Origin of the sequence: Chryseobacterium vaccae, assembly GCF_009602705.1 — a bacterium.
GTDB classification, from domain to species: domain Bacteria; phylum Bacteroidota; class Bacteroidia; order Flavobacteriales; family Weeksellaceae; genus Chryseobacterium; species Chryseobacterium vaccae.
This window is the reverse complement of the sequence record NZ_VSWH01000001.1, coordinates 1,362,653-1,382,224: the sequence shown is the minus strand read 5'-3', so window position 1 is coordinate 1,382,224 and position 19,572 is coordinate 1,362,653. Positions and strand designations below refer to the sequence as shown.

At 35.8% G+C, this 19,572-nt stretch carries 17 protein-coding genes; 9 read left to right on the top strand and 8 right to left on the bottom strand.

Features of this window, described 5'->3' with window-relative positions; genetic code table 11:
* Positions 1 to 34 precede the first annotated feature (34 nt).
* Positions 35 to 1,063: a glycoside hydrolase family 130 protein gene (locus FW768_RS06265; RefSeq protein ID WP_153393755.1), complete on the bottom strand. Its 1,029-nt coding sequence runs from the start codon at positions 1,061 to 1,063 to the stop codon at positions 35 to 37.
* Positions 1,064 to 1,195 (bottom strand): hypothetical protein, encoded by a 132-nt coding sequence (locus tag FW768_RS23815; protein ID WP_262885771.1) that lies wholly within the window; start codon positions 1,193 to 1,195, stop codon positions 1,064 to 1,066. It lies immediately after the preceding gene.
* 164 nt (positions 1,196 to 1,359) lie between these two features.
* On the opposite strand from FW768_RS23815, the gene FW768_RS06260 reads away from it, so the two are divergent.
* The 4 genes from FW768_RS06260 to FW768_RS23650 all read left to right on the top strand — a co-directional run bounded on the left by FW768_RS06260 (position 1,360) and on the right by FW768_RS23650 (position 3,517).
* Positions 1,360 to 1,920: a helix-turn-helix domain-containing protein gene (locus FW768_RS06260; protein ID WP_231128792.1), complete on the top strand. Its 561-nt coding sequence runs from the start codon at positions 1,360 to 1,362 to the stop codon at positions 1,918 to 1,920.
* Between the two features lie 484 nt (positions 1,921 to 2,404).
* On the top strand, positions 2,405 to 2,674 hold the full coding sequence (locus FW768_RS06255; RefSeq protein WP_153393753.1) for a heme oxygenase: 270 nt from the start codon (positions 2,405 to 2,407) through the stop codon (positions 2,672 to 2,674).
* Positions 2,675 to 2,741: 67 nt separating this feature from the next.
* Positions 2,742 to 3,236 (top strand): CinA family protein, encoded by a 495-nt coding sequence (locus tag FW768_RS06250; protein WP_153393751.1) that lies wholly within the window; start codon positions 2,742 to 2,744, stop codon positions 3,234 to 3,236.
* Between the two features lie 56 nt (positions 3,237 to 3,292).
* Positions 3,293 to 3,517 (top strand): helix-turn-helix domain-containing protein, encoded by a 225-nt coding sequence (locus FW768_RS23650; RefSeq protein WP_317163090.1) that lies wholly within the window; start codon positions 3,293 to 3,295, stop codon positions 3,515 to 3,517.
* 325 nt (positions 3,518 to 3,842) lie between these two features.
* On the opposite strand, the gene FW768_RS06240 is transcribed toward FW768_RS23650, so the two are convergent.
* Entirely contained in the window at positions 3,843 to 5,078 is a 1,236-nt protein-coding gene (locus FW768_RS06240) for a hypothetical protein (RefSeq protein WP_153393749.1), read from the bottom strand.
* A gap of 849 nt (positions 5,079 to 5,927) precedes the next feature.
* Between FW768_RS06240 and FW768_RS06235 the strand changes: the two genes are divergently transcribed.
* The 4 genes from FW768_RS06235 (at position 5,928) to FW768_RS23645 (ending at position 13,317) form a co-directional block, all read left to right on the top strand.
* Entirely contained in the window at positions 5,928 to 9,068 is a 3,141-nt protein-coding gene (locus FW768_RS06235; protein ID WP_153393747.1) for a T9SS type A sorting domain-containing protein, read from the top strand.
* 221 nt (positions 9,069 to 9,289) lie between these two features.
* Complete coding sequence (locus tag FW768_RS06230; RefSeq protein WP_153393745.1) at positions 9,290 to 10,300, top strand: alpha/beta fold hydrolase; 1,011 nt, start codon at positions 9,290 to 9,292, stop codon at positions 10,298 to 10,300.
* Between the two features lie 24 nt (positions 10,301 to 10,324).
* Positions 10,325 to 11,410: an alpha/beta fold hydrolase gene (locus FW768_RS06225; RefSeq protein ID WP_153393743.1), complete on the top strand. Its 1,086-nt coding sequence runs from the start codon at positions 10,325 to 10,327 to the stop codon at positions 11,408 to 11,410.
* Between the two features lie 335 nt (positions 11,411 to 11,745).
* Positions 11,746 to 13,317 carry a hypothetical protein gene (locus tag FW768_RS23645; protein WP_231128646.1) on the top strand — a complete coding sequence of 524 codons (1,572 nt, stop codon included), beginning with the start codon at positions 11,746 to 11,748 and terminating at the stop codon, positions 13,315 to 13,317.
* Between the two features lie 479 nt (positions 13,318 to 13,796).
* Here FW768_RS23645 and FW768_RS06215 read toward each other — a convergent pair whose 3' ends face one another.
* From FW768_RS06215 to FW768_RS06205, 3 genes are all read right to left on the bottom strand, one after another.
* On the bottom strand, positions 13,797 to 15,095 hold the full coding sequence (locus FW768_RS06215; protein ID WP_231128645.1) for a serine hydrolase: 1,299 nt from the start codon (positions 15,093 to 15,095) through the stop codon (positions 13,797 to 13,799).
* A 231-nt stretch (positions 15,096 to 15,326) separates the two neighbouring features.
* Positions 15,327 to 15,494, bottom strand: coding sequence for a hypothetical protein (locus FW768_RS06210; RefSeq protein WP_153393739.1), 168 nt, complete (start codon positions 15,492 to 15,494; stop codon positions 15,327 to 15,329).
* Positions 15,495 to 15,623: 129 nt separating this feature from the next.
* Entirely contained in the window at positions 15,624 to 16,760 is a 1,137-nt protein-coding gene (locus tag FW768_RS06205) for a helix-turn-helix domain-containing protein (protein ID WP_153393737.1), read from the bottom strand.
* Positions 16,761 to 17,087: 327 nt separating this feature from the next.
* Between FW768_RS06205 and FW768_RS06200 the strand changes: the two genes are divergently transcribed.
* Positions 17,088 to 18,095 carry an OmpA family protein gene (locus FW768_RS06200; RefSeq protein ID WP_153393735.1) on the top strand — a complete coding sequence of 336 codons (1,008 nt, stop codon included), beginning with the start codon at positions 17,088 to 17,090 and terminating at the stop codon, positions 18,093 to 18,095.
* A gap of 85 nt (positions 18,096 to 18,180) precedes the next feature.
* On the opposite strand, the gene FW768_RS06195 is transcribed toward FW768_RS06200, so the two are convergent.
* Together FW768_RS06195 and FW768_RS06190 are read right to left on the bottom strand one after the other, a co-directional pair.
* On the bottom strand, positions 18,181 to 19,023 hold the full coding sequence (locus FW768_RS06195) for an IS3 family transposase (protein WP_153393733.1): 843 nt from the start codon (positions 19,021 to 19,023) through the stop codon (positions 18,181 to 18,183).
* A complete protein-coding gene (locus tag FW768_RS06190) occupies positions 19,011 to 19,538 on the bottom strand; it encodes a helix-turn-helix domain-containing protein (protein WP_153393732.1) in 528 nt (175 codons plus the stop codon). Before FW768_RS06190 ends, FW768_RS06195 begins: the two co-directional genes overlap by 13 nt.
* Positions 19,539 to 19,572 lie beyond the last annotated feature (34 nt).

The window sequence follows — 19,572 nt, the reverse complement described above, 5'->3', positions numbered from 1 at the left end:
TTTTAAAGTCTGCCATTTCCTATGAAATGATCAATTATAATGTGTAGTGCAGTAATTCTTGCAATAGTTCCCGGATGCTTAAGGAGGCAACAGCAATTCTTTCGTCTGCGGCTCCGTAATAAATATAAAGTATATCCTCTTCTACAATAGCACCGGTGGGAAAGCAGACGTTGTTAACTTCTCCCTTCAGTTCCCATTTTTCCTCAGGTTTAAAAAGAGGATAGGGGAGTCTTGAGATCTCTTTTTCAGGATGGTCAAGGTCTAATAAAGCTGCACAGGCGCTGTAAACATATCCTTCAATCGTGTCATGTACACCATGATAAATCATCAGCCACCCGTGCTCAGTTTCTATCGGGGGGCATCCTCCTCCTATATAGCTTAATTCGTGGTCATATTTGGGAGAGAGCACAATATGGTCTTTAAAATGCAGAAAATAATCTTCCCAGAAATCAGGATTCAGATCTTCAATATTTTCTATACCAACAATTTGAATATCAGGCCTTATACGGTGAAGAAAATATAATTTTCCTTTTATCCTCCTAGGAAAGAAAACTACATTTTTATCCCATAGAAATACATCCTTGTTTTTTTTATGACCGGCAGGCAGGCTATTGAATCTTTTGTATTTTTCTGCTATCGGCCCCTGGGATTCTGCTAAAAGCTTAAATTTTTTATAGGAGATCCTGGGAACTATAATCCCAGCTTTTTTCCATGATTTCAGGTCTTTTGAGATAGCCAGGGTTCCCGCTGTGTTAAGGCCATCATAACTGGTATAGGTAAGATAAAATAAATGATCAATTTTTACGATCCTTGGATCTTCAACACCATGCTTTTCTTCTTCAGAATCCGGAATAATAACCGGGCTGCTGAACCGGGTTTCTATGGTCTGATAGTCCGATAATATACAATAGCCGATACTGGAGAAATTGTTCTTTGCTACAGCTCTGTAAAATAAATGTATCTTCCCATTATCCCGAATGACAGCCGGATTTAAAACACCTTCGCTCTCAAAGGCTAATTCGGTTTTTCTAAGTATAATTCCTTCTTTTTTTATGGGTACCATTCAGTTGCTGGTATTTCGGGCTTCATTTTCCCTGTCTCTTCGTTTGTTTATTTTATCCTCCCGTTTCTCTTTTGCGGATTTTGAGGGTGGTGTTTTATCTTGCTTCTTTTTCCCGTCTTTTTCTTTTGACATTGTAAAATATTTTTGTTTAGTGTAAATCTCGATCATTAAAAAAAGAAAGCTTTGCAATAGTCTTTCAATTTGTTATATAAATCATAGTTATTTCCAATTTAATAAAGTAACTTTGAGTAAATTGCTGTTAATGAAATGATTGACAGGTATAAATAGTAAGGATGATGAAGTTGTATATAAAATATATGGTAAGTTTGCGCTGCAAAATGGTTGTTCATCAGGAACTGGAGAGGCTGGGTATTAAAAATGCCGTTGTAGATCTGGGTACTGTAGAATTATTGGATGATATCAGTACTGAACAAAGACAAATCCTGAAAGAAAATTTACTGAAAACCGGACTTGAAATATTAGATGATAAAAAAAGCATCCTGATAGAAAAAATAAAAAATGTAGTCATAGAAATGATTCATTATTCGGATGTTCTTCCCAAGGAAAATTTCTCAGATTATGTAAGTGAAAAATTAGGCTATGATTACACCTATCTGGCCAACACTTTTTCTGAGGTGAAAGGTATGACCCTACAACATTTTATCATTATCAATAAAGTGGAAAAGGTAAAAGAGTTACTATTATATGATGAACTTAATCTTACAGAGATTTCTTATAAGCTGAATTACAGCAGTGTTGCTCATCTCTCTAATCAGTTTAAAAAGATCACCGGACTTTCACCTTCTTTCTATAAACAATTGAAACAGAGAAGATTTGGGAATCTGGAGGATCTGTAAAACATGGGATATATGTAAGATTATTATAAATATATGTAGCTTACTGTATATTGAAACAGTCATCTTTGTATTATAATACTCAGGAAATCCTCAAAATCCATCAGAGGTAATATAACTATTCTGATTTTAGTTGAGCAGCAGCAAAATAATAGCTGACATTTAACCTGAGAACACAACACCCGAAGGGACAGACCATAGGAAGGTAAGATACATTATAATAAAGAGACTAATCAACCTAAGAATTCTCAATTTTGATAATGAGTTCATTAAAACCCGATAAAATAGTAGAGCTGTTTTTAGAAGGTTTTAATTAATAAGGGATAGAAGCCAATGGCCTCTGTCCTTTTATACCTATGATAAAAAGTAATCTACAGTATTTTTCCTACAGGCCATATACAGAATCTCTAAGAAAAGAATTTGTAAACAATAATGAGATAAACTTTGAGAACAAAATGTTAGTCTTAATTAATATAAAGTACCAGTCATGAAAATTATACATCTTTTTCAGTTCAAGAATTCCTTTTTCCGCAAAATTCCTTTTTTTAAGGAAGAATGCAGATTAGATAGCCTTAATGATTTAATGGTTTATGATCTGATGAACACTGAAAAAGTGAGCGAGTTCATTATTGAGGTTCATGATGATTTTATTTTTGAAGATACCCCAAGGGAAGATCTTTTATGGATGTGCAAAAATGCCAGGGACACAATTGAACATTATTTTGCAACAACATTAAATGATTATGACGTTATCTGAAAATTGATTTCAGTAGCGTAAAAAGGATTTTATAAAGTTTTTTATATCAATATTAATAATAGATGTCATGAAATTTCAGCAAAATTTACTGGATTATATCAGTACTTCACTCATTACAATGAACGAAACGGTCTCTATTGCGGAAAGTGTAACTTCAGGATTGATACAGCTGGCTTTTTCCCAGATGTCTAATGCATCTTTATTTTACAAAGGAGGGGTAACTACCTTTACATTACCGGAAAAAGGCGGTTTTTTGGATATTAATCAGAACGAAGTCCGGGAAAATGGTTTTGAAACACAAAATATGGCAGATATAATGGCTGTAAAGGTCGCTACATTATTCGGAACAGATTGGGGTATTGCCTCTACGGGATATGCGGCCTCCGTAAGAAATTCGGGATTTAAAATTTTCTCGTTCTGCTCATTCAGTTATCAAGGAGAGACCGTGCTTTCCAAACGGATAGAGCTTCATGACAAAATCCAGGTTTTAGATGCACAATTATATTATACGGAATTTATTTTAGGATGTTATAAAAGTGCACTGAACCAAATACTGATTTAATTGGTAAACAGCAAAAAAAGAATCCTGTAAACAGGATTCTAAAAATATATTAAAGTATCAGAAGTATTGAAAATGCTTTTAAAAAAGTAGAAAATAAAACACCATACAACTGGATTTCTGAGCATCTGATTTTACAAATCAAGAGAGATTTAATCTATAAGAACCTGCAGATTGATGAAATTGCTTATCAGCTTGGTTTCAAGGAGTCTAACCATCTGATTAAATTTTTCAAAAAACATACAGGAATAACTCCGCTTCAGTTTCGAAAATCATATTTTTAAGGAGTTTAAATATAAAAGGATGGAAGATGGAAGATGGAAGAAGGAGGCTGGAAGTTACTTTTGGTTATAGATACTGAAAACCTCTGTAAAATCAAATTAGCTAAAAAAGAGGGCAATCTATTATTGATGACCTTCAGAACCTCCATCTCCCAGCTTCCAAGCTCTACAAATCAAAAATTCTTATCCCGAACTGAGATTATTTTATTAACGAGTCTTGGCCTTTGTTGGGATTTGTCATTTTAAACAAGGAATATTCATACACTGCATCAATATTCCTTGTTGATCCTTTTGTGAAATTAAAAAATTATGTAAGCGTTTTTCAGTCTTAACCTTCTCCTTCATATGCCGCCAGGAATTTTGCAAGCTCTTCCGAATCGGCGAACTTTTCGAACTCATCAAGCCTCTTTTCCAGATCATCCGCTTCTATCCATCCCGGGCCGAATTGGCATTTCAGTACAAAATAGCTGTCTGTGTACACAAATTTTCCTGCACCGTCAGTCAGCTTTGTCAGCTTTTGCATTTCATCCCATACCTCGTCCTGATCGGCATCATAATCTACAGAGCCAAAGTAACGGTATAGCAGGATCTCATCATCATTCCATCCATACTGAAACGAAGCATCATCCTTTTTCCATGCCCACCAGCCCGACTGGCTTTCTATTTTCAGCTCAGCAATGTCTTCGTTATATTTTTTCCGGAATACCTCAGCCAGTACTTCACGGGCAATCTGTTTTTCAGCTTCTATGTCTTCATAGTAGGGATTAGGAAGCTGTGCAGTTACTTTTCGCATGTGCTTCTTATCTTCTACATCAATGATTTCGAATTTGAATATATAATCGAACTTTTCGTACTCACTATGGCTGAAGCTGCCGAGTTCCTTCACCTGATCCAACAGGTTGCCGGAGACCTCAATTCTCAGCTCGTGTGACTGTGCTTCCGGATTTACCTCTACAGAGAGATTTTCGTTTTGTTGCTCATGCATGAAGTTTGCGGTAACGTTTATTTTCTTAATAGGCTTGTCTGATGAAACTGTCAAATCAAAATAAGCTGTTTCATCAAGGAAATCCCACATATCTCCCTCTGTATATTGAGGTGAGACACTGATGGTAAAATCATCCTTTTGTGGTGCTTTATCCTTTACTATTTCAGGTATATCAAACTGTGGTTCTTCCCATTCTGGCCATTCTTCCCGTTTTATTCCGAATAACGGATTTTTGACACGGACAGCATGTTTGGCTTCCAACAGTCTTGAGGGTGTTTCAGTGGTTGTAATTTTAGTATTGATATTAAATGTAAAATACTCCTGTTCTTTACCGGGATTTTCCGTCCATACATCTTTTATGATATCATAAAATGCAGACCCTATATCTGCATCCATAGTATTGGAAGGTGTTCCAGAGCTCATGCAGGTCTGTTCCGCAAGAGAGTTATCCAGTGTTACACGACAGGTGATTTCACTTATCAGGCATTCTGTAGCTGCTTCCATATAAAGCTTTTCCTCATCGAAAAATTCTTCTTTATAAAAACGTATTGTAAAGGGTTTTTCAGTAGTTGTTTCCATTGTATTAGTTTATTTTTTATCCGGCGATAAAGATTTAATCCCCATAAATTGTATGATTCTTGGTTGCAATTTGAAATATTTTGAAAAATGCCGTGGTTGTAAATAAGTAATACCTCCGAAGAAGGTAGACAGCATTAATGATTTTTTCATACGGTCAGTAAAGATTATTAATTTCCCCTAAATATAAAATTTAAACCTGAATACAGAAAATTAAATGAAGATTCGTAGGGAGCTGTAATGGGATTTGCTGATTACGGATAGAAATCTGTTAAACTTGTAACCCCAGAACTATTCTATAGTGAAATTGTATTATAAGGCTTGTAGGAAGTTTATCTATTTATGTGTGTTATTGATTGATTTTTTACTAAAAATTATTATTTTTTAATAATAATTTCAATGTTAATTTCAAAATGTCGAAAACATTGTTTTATTCGTTGTTTGTCCTTCTTTTTAATGTGATGTAATAGGTTAAAATTCAATCATAATTAAATTGTATTGAATATTTTACATAAAATATATTTTGTTTGTATTAAAAAATGTTATATATTGGAGAAAAGTTACCGCTTTGTTTTTTTTAGTGCCTTTCATGTTCACTTAGAATGATAAAACATCATGATGTTGAACAGGTTCATTTACTGTATTGTGAATTAAGTCTCAATCCTGAGTAAAGAACTTCCGAAAACGGGGCTTGTTGCCCCTGTAATTCCGTTTTCTTAACCATTATTTCCAGTCCTTTCAAAAGGCCTGCTATTCAACTTATTGCTATTTTTTCCAGAATACATATCGGTATTGAGGCTATTAATCCTATACCATTATCAACATAGAACAACCAACTAAACCCAATATTTTATGAAACAAAAACTACTTTTATTATTACTCAGCTTTTTTACACTGGGTATGTATGCACAAACAGAAGAAAATATGGAAGGATTCGCCCAGAGAATGGCGGAACCGTTTATGAAACTGGAACGGGAGAGGATACCCCATGGTATTTTGCTCGATTACGCCTGGGGCCTTACTGATATAGAACAATATAACAGTGAAAAAGCACAGGAAATGGACATTCACATCTATGGCAGCGTATATAAAGAACTTTTCTCTGGTGTTATTCATGAAAATGGCCTCAGAAACCTCCCTACAATGCCGGAAATGGCTGCAAGATGGGTGAGCTATAGAAAGGAATACAACAATGAGGAGAGTACAGCTCCTACACTTGTTCTTTCGGGGCTTTATGCAAAATTCTCTAAGTTTGCGATGAATGCTTATGACGAAAACAAAATAACGGTAGAAAACCAGCAGTTTAAAGATGTGTACAACAATGGTGTATGGCAGAATCCTTATCAGGAAGATGAAATATTTGTTCTTACTGCACCCATCAACCGGATGAATTCTTTAAAGTTTAATGTTGTCCTGCCCAGAGAGCTTTTGCTGGGAAATGGATCAGAAGAAATACAATCTATTTCAGCTGATTTTGGAGGTGGTAATCCGCAGCAGATCCTAAGGTTAGACGAACCCATAACTCTGAACTATTCTACAGAAGGTAAATACAGTTGGGCTTTTTCGGTAACATTAGCCTCCGGAAAGATCAAACGAATCAAGTTTCCTATAGAGATTGGCGGCCTGTTCGGAGACCTGAACAATGTTAAAATCAATAATGGAAAACACAGTGCAACCCTCCGTATAGACTATATCAACGATAATGACAAGCGCATTACACGTCCGCTTATTGTAGCTGAGGGATTTGATTTAAGCAGCGCCCTGACTCCTGAAAAAGTGGGTGGTGACCTGTCTCTTTCCAATTTTAAAGCAAGCTTAAGCGCTTCTCCGCAGCTGCAGAATATCTTATCAAACGGCCAGAAGTACGATATTATTTATGTTGACTGGCGCAATGGGATAGGCGATATCAGACAGAATGCCGAAACGCTGAAAAAGATTATAAAATATGTAAACAGTCAGAAAGCAGCCAATGGCAGCACTGCTCCCAACGTACTGCTGGGGCAAAGTATGGGCGGATTGGTTAGCAAATATGCCTTGGTAAAACTGGAACAGGAGAATTATAACCATGAGGTAGGCCTGTTCATTGCCCACGATTCACCGCTTGATGGAGCCAATATTCCTGTAGGTGCCCAGTATATGCTGCGTCACGCTAACGAGCTTTATTCCTCCAATCCGTTTTTACATGCATTGGGAGATCATGTGGTTCCTTTTGTCCTTGATATTATAGGACTGTTCAATCAGAATTTCATTACTGATTTTGGAGGCAGCGATGTGTTAACGATTGTAGATTGTCCTGCTGCCCTGCAAATGACGAAAAATTATATCGCTCCTAACTGGCAGTTCAATACTTCTTATCATCAGAACTGGCAAAATGAATTTGATGCTCTCGGATATCCTGCACAAAGCCGGAATGTAGCCATCAGCAATGGAAGTATGTGTGGAATGAACCAGGGCTATAACGCCGGAGATAATCTTTTCCGTTATCAGAAGGAAACCGCTTCATTAAACGAGCTTAACAGTACTTTAATTAATCTTTCCATGACGTTCTGGGGAGCAACCACCAATAATCTGGGGCTTGTATTATTTTCAACCATTCCTCTTCCGTCCCAGCTGCGTGCTGATTTTCAGATCAAGACGATCCCTGAAACCACCAATAGCGACAGGGAAGTTTACCGCGGAATCCTTAAATATGATAAAAAATTCAGAGTGAAGTGGCTGGGGATCAACTGGACAATCACCTATGATGTAACCAATAAAAGAGGTTATATCGGCAATACGGTACTTCCTACTGAAAATCTTGCAGGAGGGTATTATAAGACGGATGTAGATCTTGTTTCCGGATATATTGTAAATCCAACCTTTAGTTTTATACCGGTTCCAAGTGCTTTGGGGATCAAGAGAACGAATGGGAACTTAACGCTGCAGGATTATAAAAGATCATATGCCAGCAGTAATTTGCAAGGCAGCGGGCTTAGTTCTCCTTTCCATGAATTTGTTGCAGAATCCAATAATAATTTTAAACATATCAGCTTTAGTGAGAAAACCGGAAATTTCCTGGGAAATGAGTTATCACAACTGCTGAATAACACGACCAATTATACCAATACAGACTGTTTGGCATTTTGTGGAGACATTATTATAACAGGTGCCAACAGAGTGTGTTCGGGAGCTACCCAAACCTATAGTGTTCCGGGCATCAATGTTTCCGGGGTGACTTTTACATGGGTCGTAGGAAATGGCCTTCAGTTGGTTTCCGGGCAGGGAACATCCAGCATCACGGTAAAAGTAAATCCGAATTCAACATATCACGGAACAAGTATGATAACAGTTATCATTGATTCAGGAGGTACCTGTGGTAAAAAAAGCTCTATAAGACTGGTAATGGTAGGAGGGCCTGCCCAGCCTGCGGATATCTACGGACCATCAACAATTACTGTTTTCCCAATGCCAAACGGTAACCCGCCTATATCTCCGGTATTAACGTATGAAGTAGATCCTGTACAGGATGCTACGCACTATGAATGGCAATTACCGGGTAATTTCCAGACGGTTCAGAGTTTCTCCACTACTCCGGCAAACTGGGAACTGTTAGCCAGTACTGCTAATCAGAATTTAATTAAGGTAAAAAGCAATAATGCTACCAATGGAACGGTGAAGGTAAGGGCTTGTAATGCATGTGGCTGCTCAGCTTTCAAAGAGATGCCTGTCACCATAAAATATAACAATGGAGGAGGTTTTGGGATCACTCCAAATCCAGCCGACCATCAGATTCAGCTATATCTTCTTGACAACAATAACCGTCCTGAATTCAGAAATAACCAGACGGATGTTACGATTTACGACATGAATTCGCAGATCAGAAAGCGTTTCCAGATCACAAGCAGTGGTGGGACGACCAGTGTTTCCGAGCTGGCGACCGGTATTTATAAAGTACAGGTTGATATGCAGAATGGCAATTACCAGATCATTAACCTGAGTATTTCCAGAAACTAAATTCAGGCTATCACAAAAAAAACAGGAACCGGATGTCAATCATCCGGTTTTTATATTTCTATACAATAATGTCACATGGCGTAAATGAGAATTTATTTATTTTGGATGTATATATTTGAAAATCAATTGGTGTTTTTACCTAAAAGTAATGTTAGGGTTAAATCGTACATTAGAGTATATTATCATCTAAAAATTCATTAATATTGTTTAAAATATTCAGAATGTACATTGTGTATATTTCTGAGTTAACAGGAGTTTTAGGACCTGACACTTATGCCAAATCAAAAAAAATGAAATCCATAATCATATCTGTATTTATTACTTTTTTTTCAATAACACTGGTTTTTTCACAGACTTCTGAAAGAAAATTTGTATCCATTAACAATAAGCAAATAGCATATAAAACTTTTGGACTTGATGAAAGAAAACCTAATGAACCCATAGTAATCTTTGAAAGTGGCCTCGGTTCAGGAGGTGGGGGATATGGAAGTTTGTTTCCTTTCGTTCAAAAAAGTTTTGCGGGGATAGTTTATGACAGGAATGGAATTGGGGAGTCAGAAATAGATGCTTCCATAAAAACAGATGAAGATGTTATCAAAAGACTTCACGATTTGTTAGCCGCTTTAAAAATAAGTCCGCCTTATCTATTAGTAGGACACTCAATAGGCGGACCGTTTATACGTTTGTATGCCTCAATGTATCCGAATGAAGTTTGTGGTCTTTTTTTCATAGATCCTACAGATTTTATGCTTACAAAAGACGAAGACAACAAAGTGAAAATTAATACATCAAGTTCTACAGGTTATAGGGAGTTATTTGTGATCAACCTTAAAAACATCATAAATGATCCCTTAACATCAGATGGTTTTCGAAATGAGGCAAAGAGAGAACTGAATGAAAGTTCACCGGAATTCTTTAGAAAATACAAATCCTTACCACCCCTTAAGGACATTCCCGTAACCGTAATGATTTCTTACAATAAGCACATTGAAAATTATGAAACAGAGATGAACGAAAATCTGAAATTAGGGATCAATTTAATCCCGTGGTGGAAGGAGCTGGATGAATTAAGAATAAACCATTATGCAGAGATGATAAAAAATAACAGCAATAGCCAGCTGATGTTGTTGCCGCGTTACAGCCATGGAATACACCAGCAAGATCCCAAAATTGTATCAGAAGCTCTAATCAATATTTACAAAAACTGTCTAAATTCCTTAAAAAACAGGTAGAAAGAATTTAAAAACAGGTAAACCATGAAAAAAAATATCATTCTATTGCTTTCTCTCATTGTGTATTTATCGGTAAAAGCGCAAACAAACGCTTCCGTAGATTCTATAGCACAACGGAATCTGTTCCAGAATTTAAAACCCGAGTTTGATAAATACGAAAAACAACACGGAAATTATATTCAAACGAATAATGTAAAAATGCATTATTTAGAGTGGGGAAATAAAAAAAATCCAACACTTGTCTGGATTCACGGAACGTATAGCAATGGCTATGAACTATACGAAGTGATAGACCAATTGGTAAAAATGAATCTTCACGTCATTGCAATTGATTACTACGGACACGGATTTACACCCATCTCTCAAAAAGACCTGTCTGTTTATCACGTTGCAGATGATATCAAATTTCTATTAGATAAAATGAAAGTCAAAAAAGCAATTATCGGAGGCTGGTCAAGAGGAGGAACCATAAGTTCGGCATTTTATGATGCTTATCCGGAAATGGTTCAGGCTCTTATTTTGGAAGATGGCGGTTCTGTGGCCTGGGATTTTCAGGCAAAGCAGGCTAACATTGGGAAAGATATTGAAGAAACAAAACAATATTATGCCAATAAAAAAACAATGGTTTTTGATAACGACTTTGATGCTTATTGGTTTATGTATAACAATTGGGGTATAAAAGGAAAAGGAAATGAGAAACTGAAAAAAGAAATTTTTACTTCTTACGCCCGGATCAAGAAAAACGCAAACGGGAAATATGAAATAAACCCAGGAGCAGAAGAACTTACCGGCGAAAATTCTGCAGAAGAAAACATTGCTATTATTTACACTCCTTTTACTTCTAAAACGGCTTTTGGTGCTTCAACGCATCAGCTAAATCCTAAAATTATTTATCGAAATCTGAATAAACCTGTGCTCATTTTGGACCCTATCAGCAAAAATGACTGGTTCGATTTTAAAGAAGAAAACGATCAACTTACAGCTGAGCACCCGCCTTTTATTGTCCATAAAGTTTATGAAAACACCTGGCATGGCGTAAAAGACGAACGCCCGAACGAAGTAGTTAATGACATTAAAACATTCTTAATAAATAATAAGCTGATCAAATGAAATAGGCATTCATAGCCGTTTGATGTTCGTTCGGTTCAAAAAAATCCTTTATATAATTTATAGTATATTTTGTTTAGAAAGTATAATTTTCATTAAATTGATAAACCCAAGTATAAACTGTCAGGAATCTAGCTTTTACTCTTCCTCATCAGCAGGAATTAAATAATAAAGCTTGGCAAGGGCTTTTCATTCTGCCTTTTTAAAAAACAAATATTGTCAATGGAACTATATGAGAAGATCAGCAGGTATAAAAATAAAGTAAGGATTCTTTATACCTGCTGTTTTGATCATCATTACTCACCCGTTGAACATCCTGCAATAAAAAACTAAAAACAATGGCTACACAAACTTTTAATCTGCAATGGAACGATATTCCTGCAGGCAAACCCATCCTTTCAAAATCTGAAATCATTGACTATTGCAGGCATTTTGGGCAGGCAACGCAGGAACTTCAAGATTTTCTTACACGTTTTGATTTCGACGAATGGATCTGCATGGAACTTTTCGTGGATTATGTTTATGGTAAAACCGATAAAAAAGGACAGGTTGGAAGTGACGCCGTGCAGTATCTGAGTTTAATTGCAACTACCTTTTTTAGTGATGAGGGTGAGTTGGCGCTTCAGAAATATCTGGGTTTTGGTAAGAACGGTTTTGATTACCCGAGAGAGGGAGATGTCTCTTTTGTTACATTTGAAGACTGTCCGCTCTGGATGGTTCAGATTACCGGAAAGAAAAAGCAATATTCCAGCGGTATCTTTTTCATGCCTGCTGTTTTCTGGAAAGATGCCAATATGACTGGAGAATCGTATGCTTATGAAAAGTATACGGTTAAATACTCAAAATGGTACAGGGACCCATTTGGTAAAAGCAGGCTGCAAAATGAATATTGGCTTAATAGAATCGGTGGCTATTCACCTAATTTCATAGACCGCGAATCGTGTGCTGTTATAGATTTTGAAAAACATCATGTATATTTTGACAAATGGGAGAGCCGCCTGCTCTTTTTGGATAACAAAAATCAGGCTATTGTTTATTACAGGTTGTCGGAGCCACAGAAAAGGATTGAATTAAAAGAAATTACCCCAGTCACTTATGATAGCTTTATCATAGCAACACAAGGTGCTTATGCTATTTATCTGGAAAATCAGTTATTAATTACCAATAAAAGTTTTGAAAAAATCAACGAAGCACCAACCAAAATAGTTAATTATTTTGAAGACGATTATTGGAAAGTTATTCTCGACAACAAAGGGGTTTTAATGACTAAGAAGCAATCAAATGAAGAAAAACGTTTCAGATATAGCGAACTTAAGATAAGTGCTTACTCTAATAATCCAAAGTGGTTGTCAATTGGTGTAAATAGCAACCAATCTGTCATTTTTTTCGGTTTGAATTTATCCATTGTTGATAGTTCGTTCAATGTAACCAATATTGATTTGGGCAAAGTTTTCAAAAAGGAAATCCCTTTGTATCTTAACAGTATCATGCAAAATAAAGCCATGACTATTCTTTCTCCGGATAGACAGCTGCTTTTTTCAGGGAACGGTGTCTTTGAACTTGGGAAAGATGAAGTTCCGAAAATAATTCAAAACAAACTTACTGCAATTACAGGCGAAGGTGTATTTTATAACGCCGTAAAGGATGATGCGCTTCAAGGAATCTGGTTCATAGCAGGTAACGACCGTTTGGTTTTTACCGACGGGCATTTCGAAATAGGCTATGTTTTCAATTTTAGTGAGCAGATCTCTGATCCGCGATTCAATATGTACCGTCACTGTAATATGTTTTTGGATCATGAACAAAATTTGTGGTATTCTCTTTTAAACGGGAAATTGCACAAAATTAACCGCAAAGAATTGGAAACCAGATTGAAAACAGCTATTCCTTATTCAAACAGTACTTTGTAAAGGCTCTACTACGCAACGTCGGAAGACTTTGCGCTAGTAAAATGAAATCATTCTTTTAAAGTTGCTCCAAAGTCAGGAGACTTCGGAGAACGAGTGTCTATTTTTTAGTTTTCATGATAAACTTGTTTAAACTTTTTAGCAGGACATTAAAAATATAAAATAAGTCTGTTAAACTCATTTTAAGCTTAACCACAAACCGAAGGTTCAGCGTAGTCAAAAGAATAAAAATCAAAGATTTTTAAAGGCTTATGTGAACTTCTATGCGCAAAGTATTTAAACTTAAAAATTACTAAAGTGTTTAAAATAAATCTTTTGTGGCTTTTGTGGTTTAATAAAAAGTTTAAACAGCTTTAATATTACGATTCGTTACTTTAGGGAAAATATCCATTATATAGCGGGCATAAAAAAGAGACAACCCGTAAATAGCTGTCTCCTTAAGTTACTTAATGCCCGTTTATCTAAACATTTTTGTCGATGATTTATTTTTTAGTGGCCAAAAGCTGATTGATTTTCAAAATCATTTCCTTCGCATTGTTATTGGCTGGGTCTAGCTCTAATGATTTCTGATAATCATCTTTTGATAACTGATATTCTTTTTTATTGAAATAAGCTTCCCCACGGCTGTCATAAACGTTGGCTGATTGAGGAAACACAGAAACATTAAGACTGAAAATTTTAATAGCTGAATCTACATTTCCACCTCTTAATAATTCATATCCTAATTTATTCAGTTCACCTGGGTTTTCAAAACTGTATTCTTTTTCAGAATTTTTTTTGAGCAAGAAATAGGTCTTTATACCTTTATTGACATCGTTAAGCGATTCCTTTCTTATGGCTTGATAAATAGACCTTTTAGGAATTTCGTACGCTTTTCCCAGCATTAAGTTGTGAATAATATGTCCCAGATCCCAAACTCTATTGAGATTATTGGACAATAGAATGATCGTAATGTTATTTTTAAAATCGTTTAAAAAAATGGATTCAAATTTATACGAGACGCCATTGTGTCTTTGTAGGTCTTCTTTTTCAAAGTATCTGCCAAGTGATCCGCCTTCGTCTTTTGCGTATGGATTATTCAATAAAGTCTGAAAGGATTTTTTGGATATTAAACGATTAGAATTCATGGCATGAAGCCATTTGTACAGATCATTGCTGTCTACCCAAAGCCAGCCGCTTATAAATTCCAGTTCCGGGCATCGGACGTTGTCCATATCATAACAAGAGGTTCGGTTTTTATAACCCAATTCCGGATCGAATACTGAATTGGTCATTTTCAACGGTTTAATTATATTTTTAGTGACAAATTCCTGATAGGATATTCCGGTTACCTTTTCAATGATTCTTCTTTGCAAAAACACATTGCTATTATCATAGCTGTAACTGGTTCCGGGTTCAAACAACAAGGTATCATTGTTTCTCAGAATCTTCCAGGCCTCTTCATCATTTTTCGGAATTATGAGTTTGTTTTCGATTTTAGGAATACCGCTGGCATAATTAATAAGGTGTCTTATGGTAACTTTTTCTGACCATTTAGGCAGTCCTAAATTAAATTTAGATATATGGTCATCAAGATTAAGGAGGCCACGTTCCACTAGAATCATGATGGAGACCGCATTAAATTCCTTTGCAATAGAGCCCGGGTTAAATATTGACTGATCAGTTAAAGGGGTTTGTTTCGTTTCGTCTGTAAAGCCAAATGATTTTTGATAGATGATTTTATTATTTTTAGCGATAAGGACGTTTCCATTAAATAAACCTCTTTCGTAAGATTTTGTCATTACAGAATCAATTTGATTCCTGACGATTTGGCTGTTTTTCTCAATTTTTTGAGCATATGCATGTATTGAAAAAAGAAAAAGAAAGGTTACAATTATATTTTTCATGAGTAATTTTTTGAATTTGATTTTATGCTATTCTTTTGATAAACCTGAGTACAACAATTTTCCTGATGGGTGAACCAAAGCTGCAGAAAACTTTTTGATAGTAATTCATTTTATTTTTAATTAACGTCAATTCGGGATAAGAATTTTTGATTTATAGAGTTTTGAAGCTGGGAGATGGAAGAGGGAGGTTCTGAAGGTCATCAATAATAGATTGCCCTCTTTTTTAGCTAATTTGATTTTACAGAGGTTTTCAGTAGCTATAACTAAAAGTAACTTCCAGCCTCCTTCTTCCATCTTCCAACCTTTTATAAAACCCCTTAACCCGAACTCAGGTTAATTATTTTGCTGCAAAAATGCGCCAGAGCATGTTAATACGCGACCGATTAAAAAAAATCGAACTCATTTTCCGGGAAAAATCGGATTTTACAAAGCTTGTTTTCTAAAATCTGTTGGTGTTTTTCCCGTATATTTTTTGAAGGAAGTATTAAACGAAGATTTGGAATTAAAGCCAACCTGATATAAGATTTCCAAAACAGTCAGTTCTTTTTGAGAAGGATCTTTCAGGATCTGCATTGCTTTTTCAATTCTATATTCATTCACGAAATCGAAAAAGTGTTTATCCATATACAGGTTAATCAGAGTAGATAAATCTTTTACGGGAATTTTTACCTGCTCAGATAAATCCTGAATAGTTAATGACGAATCCAGATAAGGTTCTTTTTCCAGCATAAAATCTTTTAAGAGTTTGATTTCCTTATCTTTTTCTTCAACTGTTAAGGGGCTGATTTTCTGTTTCGGAATACCTTCTTTAATAGGTTTCAGATCGGAATTCACTCCTCTGAAAAATTCAGGCTTGTTGAGCGCAACAAATAGATACCAGCAGGTACAAAATAAAAATGCAAACCCATCGAGGGTTACAATCCAGGATCTGATTTCCCCCAACCCAAAGATAAAAGTAACCAGCCATCTTATAAGGACTATAAAATGTAAGGCATAATAGAGAATTGTTATTTTATAAAGTGCATTTAGGATAGAGATATCCGGATTTGTATAATTCTCGAGATAGATGGTTTTAGATTTTCTAATCACCAAAAATGAAGCAATAAAATAAACCTGAAATAGAACTTCGAAAAGAATATGAAAAAACTGCATGATAGGTGATTCGCTCAAAGCATTGATGAAACTCACTTTCGAAGCTCTGTCTTCAAAATAAATCCCATACGCCATATACAAATTGAAGGCAATAAACGGAATGGTGTGCCATAAATGTTTCGGTTTTAATCGAAAGTTGGAAAAACAAACGGACAATACATAGAGATAAAACGATGCCGGAACCAAATAGTTAATACTCCAGCGAAACGCCTCAAGATTGATGAAATTAACAGGGAAATCACGCATCAAAAATTTCAATGCATCTACAGCATTTGTAAAAAGGAAGAAAGCGAGAAGGCGGTTTCCTAATTTATATTTTGTTTTAACAGTAAGTAAAAACAAGGCAAGAAACAGCACCAAAAATATCCCGATAAGCGCCGCTATTTCCAAAAAGCTGTATTTGTCCATGGTTTTTAAAGTAGGTGCAATTTAATATTTAAATAGGAAAGCTTAAAGAAGTATAGATGATTTTATCCGAATAAAGCTGTTTAAAGATTTGAATGGTATACAAAAAATCAAATTTAGAAATTTAAACAGTCTCTAAGAAACAGATAATTTTCAATTGATTTCATTAAGGCCAGGGATTTCCCATTCGTATTTTATTTGTAAGTTAGTGTCGCAGAAAATAGTACAGTATAAAAACATACCGGACAATGTTGAAGATGAAAGATTTGTACTGTTTTATTTCTCCTTATTTAAAAGAATTGTATACCCCCAAAAACTAAATTTATTAACATGAAAAAAACGCTGATTATTCTATCAATAGGCGCTTTGCTTGCTGCTTGTAATAAAAAATCTGAGCAAAAAACAGGTACTGCACAGGATACGGTCGCCATAGAAACTCCCACAGCTATAGAAAAGTCTTCGGGAGGAACAAATAGCTTTGACATCAACTCCATACCGGTTTCCTCCGCAGAAGTGGGTGATTTTCCCTTTTTCAGTTTCCCCAAAGGCCTGGAATTCCAAAACAAACCCGTACAAAGAAGTTATGATATGCTGTTTTTTCCTCTTAAAGGCGTAATGACACCAATAGAAGGAAAAGTTTGGAAAACCTATGTCGTAAACGAGAAAAGCAATAAAGAAGACTGGTCGTTACCCTATTTTTTGAAAAGCTATGATGATGCCATTACAAAGGTGGGCGGTGTAAAAATATTTGATGGTAAAGTTCCTCAGCAGGAGCTTGACAGAATAAAAGAAGATGCCAAATATTTTGGAGAAGAAGGTTCTATAGATTATTGGAATGAACCCGTAAAAGTGTATGTCATAAGAAGGACAAATGGCGATGATATTTATATTCAGCTCTATGGAAATACAGCGACCGGAGCCATACAAATTCTACAGAAAGCCCCGTTTGAGCAAACAATTTCCATATTAAAATCTGATGACATAAAAAAAGCATTGGATGCCACAGGCAAGGCCGTATTGCACATTAATTTTGATACAGACAAAGCGACCTTAAAACCCGATGGCAAAACAGCCGTAGATGAAATAACAAAAGTCCTGAAAACCGACAGCAATCTGAAACTCGCCGTTAACGGCTATACGGATAACAGCGGAAATGATGCTCATAATATCCAACTCTCAAAAGACCGTGCTACAGCCGTATTGAATGCTATCACCACTTCCGGTATTGATAAAGCAAGACTTTCAGCAGAAGGCTTCGGCAGCAAAAACCCGATTGCAGATAATAGTTCTGAAGAAGGGAAGGCGCAAAACCGTAGAGTAGAGCTGGTGAAAAAATAAGGTAGATCCTGCAATGATTGAATTGTAGGTTGTTTTGCTTAAAAATCCCAACGAAGGTAGACTGCACCCAAAAGTTTAGACAAAATTAAACAATATTATTATATGAAAGAGTTCGGTACTGTACCGGACTCTTTCCTTTTAGATTAAGTCTTATCCTGTCGTTATTGTAGTAATTGATATACTTCTTTATTTCTTTTTTGAGCTCATCAATGGTTTTAAATTTCTTAGTATAGAACATTTCAGATTTTAAAGTTCCAAAGAAGTTTTCTATTACCGCATTATTCAGGCAGTTTCCTTTGCGGGACATACTTTGGATAATGCCTTTTTCTTTTAACAGATGCTGATAGGCTTTCATCTGATATTGCCAGCCTTGATCAGAGTGGATAATGAGGTTTTCAGTATTCTTGATTTTTCTGAGCCCTTTTTTGAGCATATTTACAACCTGTGCAAAGGCAGGCCTTTCCGAGAGATCGTAACTGATAATCTCGCCATTGTAAAGATCAATTATCGGCGAAAGATACAATTTACTGCCCGAGACGTTAAATTCTGTCACATCAGTGGCCCATTTTCTGTTTGGCTGATCTGCCTTAAAGTTCCTCTCCAGAATATTTGGTGCTATCCTGCCTTGCTCTCCCCGGTAAGATCTGTATTTTTTAACCCTAACGATACTTTTCAATCCTAGGGTCTTCATCAGTCTTAAGACCGTTTTATGATTAATTACAATTCCTTGCTGTTTCATAATCAAAGTAATACGACGGTATCCAAACCGGCCTTTATGCCTATGATAAATCTGTTTTATCAAAGTTTTTACTTCTCCATATTTATCTTTTTTATCAAGAGCTTTCTGATGGTAATAGAAACTGCTTCTGGCCATACCTGTACAATCCAGCAGGAGTGACAGGTCATATTTTCGCCTTAATCCTTCGATGGCCTCTGCTTGTTCTTTTTGAGAGTTAAGGCGTCTAACTTTTTTAGAAAATCAATTTCAGCTCGAAGCCTTTCGTTTTCCAATAAAAGTTCTTCTTCTCTGGTCAATGGCTTATCGGACTTTCTTTTCTTACGCTTGTGATCACTCATAATGCAGGGTCTTCCTTTGGGTTTGTTCTTTAACCCTAAAATACCACTTTTTTCGTAATCCCTTTGCCAATTCAACACGCTAGACTGAGCTGCGATATCGAATCGGATACATGCTTCCCTTTGGGAGATATGTTCTGTTTCGATGGCTTTTAGAACTTTAACCTTAAAATTCAGGGAATAGCTCTTGTTTTTTCTCGGTTGTAGCCCCGAGATTCCGTACTTGTTATAAAAACCAATCCATTTGCGCAGATTGCTTTCATTAAATCCTTTCTCTGTTGCTATAGATTCAATCGAACGATAAGAGTTTTTGTGAAGATTAATACATTCTAATTTGAAAGCAACGCTAAATTTTTCTTTTCTATACATAAAAAAATGCCCCTAAAAAGTGTCTAACTTTTTG

What these genes read in the sequence shown, in the direction of transcription:
- FW768_RS06265 (WP_153393755.1), bottom strand. Translation starts at nt 1,063, where the DNA reads ATGGTACCCATAAAAAAAGAAGGAATTATACTTAGAAAAACCGAATTA.
- FW768_RS23815 (WP_262885771.1), bottom strand. Translation starts at nt 1,195, where the DNA reads ATGTCAAAAGAAAAAGACGGGAAAAAGAAGCAAGATAAAACACCACCC.
- FW768_RS06260 (WP_231128792.1), top strand. Translation starts at nt 1,360, where the DNA reads ATGAAGTTGTATATAAAATATATGGTAAGTTTGCGCTGCAAAATGGTT.
- FW768_RS06255 (WP_153393753.1), top strand. Translation starts at nt 2,405, where the DNA reads ATGAAAATTATACATCTTTTTCAGTTCAAGAATTCCTTTTTCCGCAAA.
- FW768_RS06250 (WP_153393751.1), top strand. Translation starts at nt 2,742, where the DNA reads ATGAAATTTCAGCAAAATTTACTGGATTATATCAGTACTTCACTCATT.
- FW768_RS06240 (WP_153393749.1), bottom strand. Translation starts at nt 5,078, where the DNA reads ATGGAAACAACTACTGAAAAACCCTTTACAATACGTTTTTATAAAGAA.
- FW768_RS06235 (WP_153393747.1), top strand. Translation starts at nt 5,928, where the DNA reads ATGAAACAAAAACTACTTTTATTATTACTCAGCTTTTTTACACTGGGT.
- FW768_RS06230 (WP_153393745.1), top strand. Translation starts at nt 9,290, where the DNA reads ATGTACATTGTGTATATTTCTGAGTTAACAGGAGTTTTAGGACCTGAC.
- FW768_RS06225 (WP_153393743.1), top strand. Translation starts at nt 10,325, where the DNA reads ATGAAAAAAAATATCATTCTATTGCTTTCTCTCATTGTGTATTTATCG.
- FW768_RS23645 (WP_231128646.1), top strand. Translation starts at nt 11,746, where the DNA reads ATGGCTACACAAACTTTTAATCTGCAATGGAACGATATTCCTGCAGGC.
- FW768_RS06215 (WP_231128645.1), bottom strand. Translation starts at nt 15,095, where the DNA reads ATGACAAAATCTTACGAAAGAGGTTTATTTAATGGAAACGTCCTTATC.
- FW768_RS06210 (WP_153393739.1), bottom strand. Translation starts at nt 15,494, where the DNA reads ATGGAAGAAGGAGGCTGGAAGTTACTTTTAGTTATAGCTACTGAAAAC.
- FW768_RS06205 (WP_153393737.1), bottom strand. Translation starts at nt 16,760, where the DNA reads ATGGACAAATACAGCTTTTTGGAAATAGCGGCGCTTATCGGGATATTT.
- FW768_RS06200 (WP_153393735.1), top strand. Translation starts at nt 17,088, where the DNA reads ATGAAAAAAACGCTGATTATTCTATCAATAGGCGCTTTGCTTGCTGCT.
- FW768_RS06190 (WP_153393732.1), bottom strand. Translation starts at nt 19,538, where the DNA reads ATGTATAGAAAAGAAAAATTTAGCGTTGCTTTCAAATTAGAATGTATT.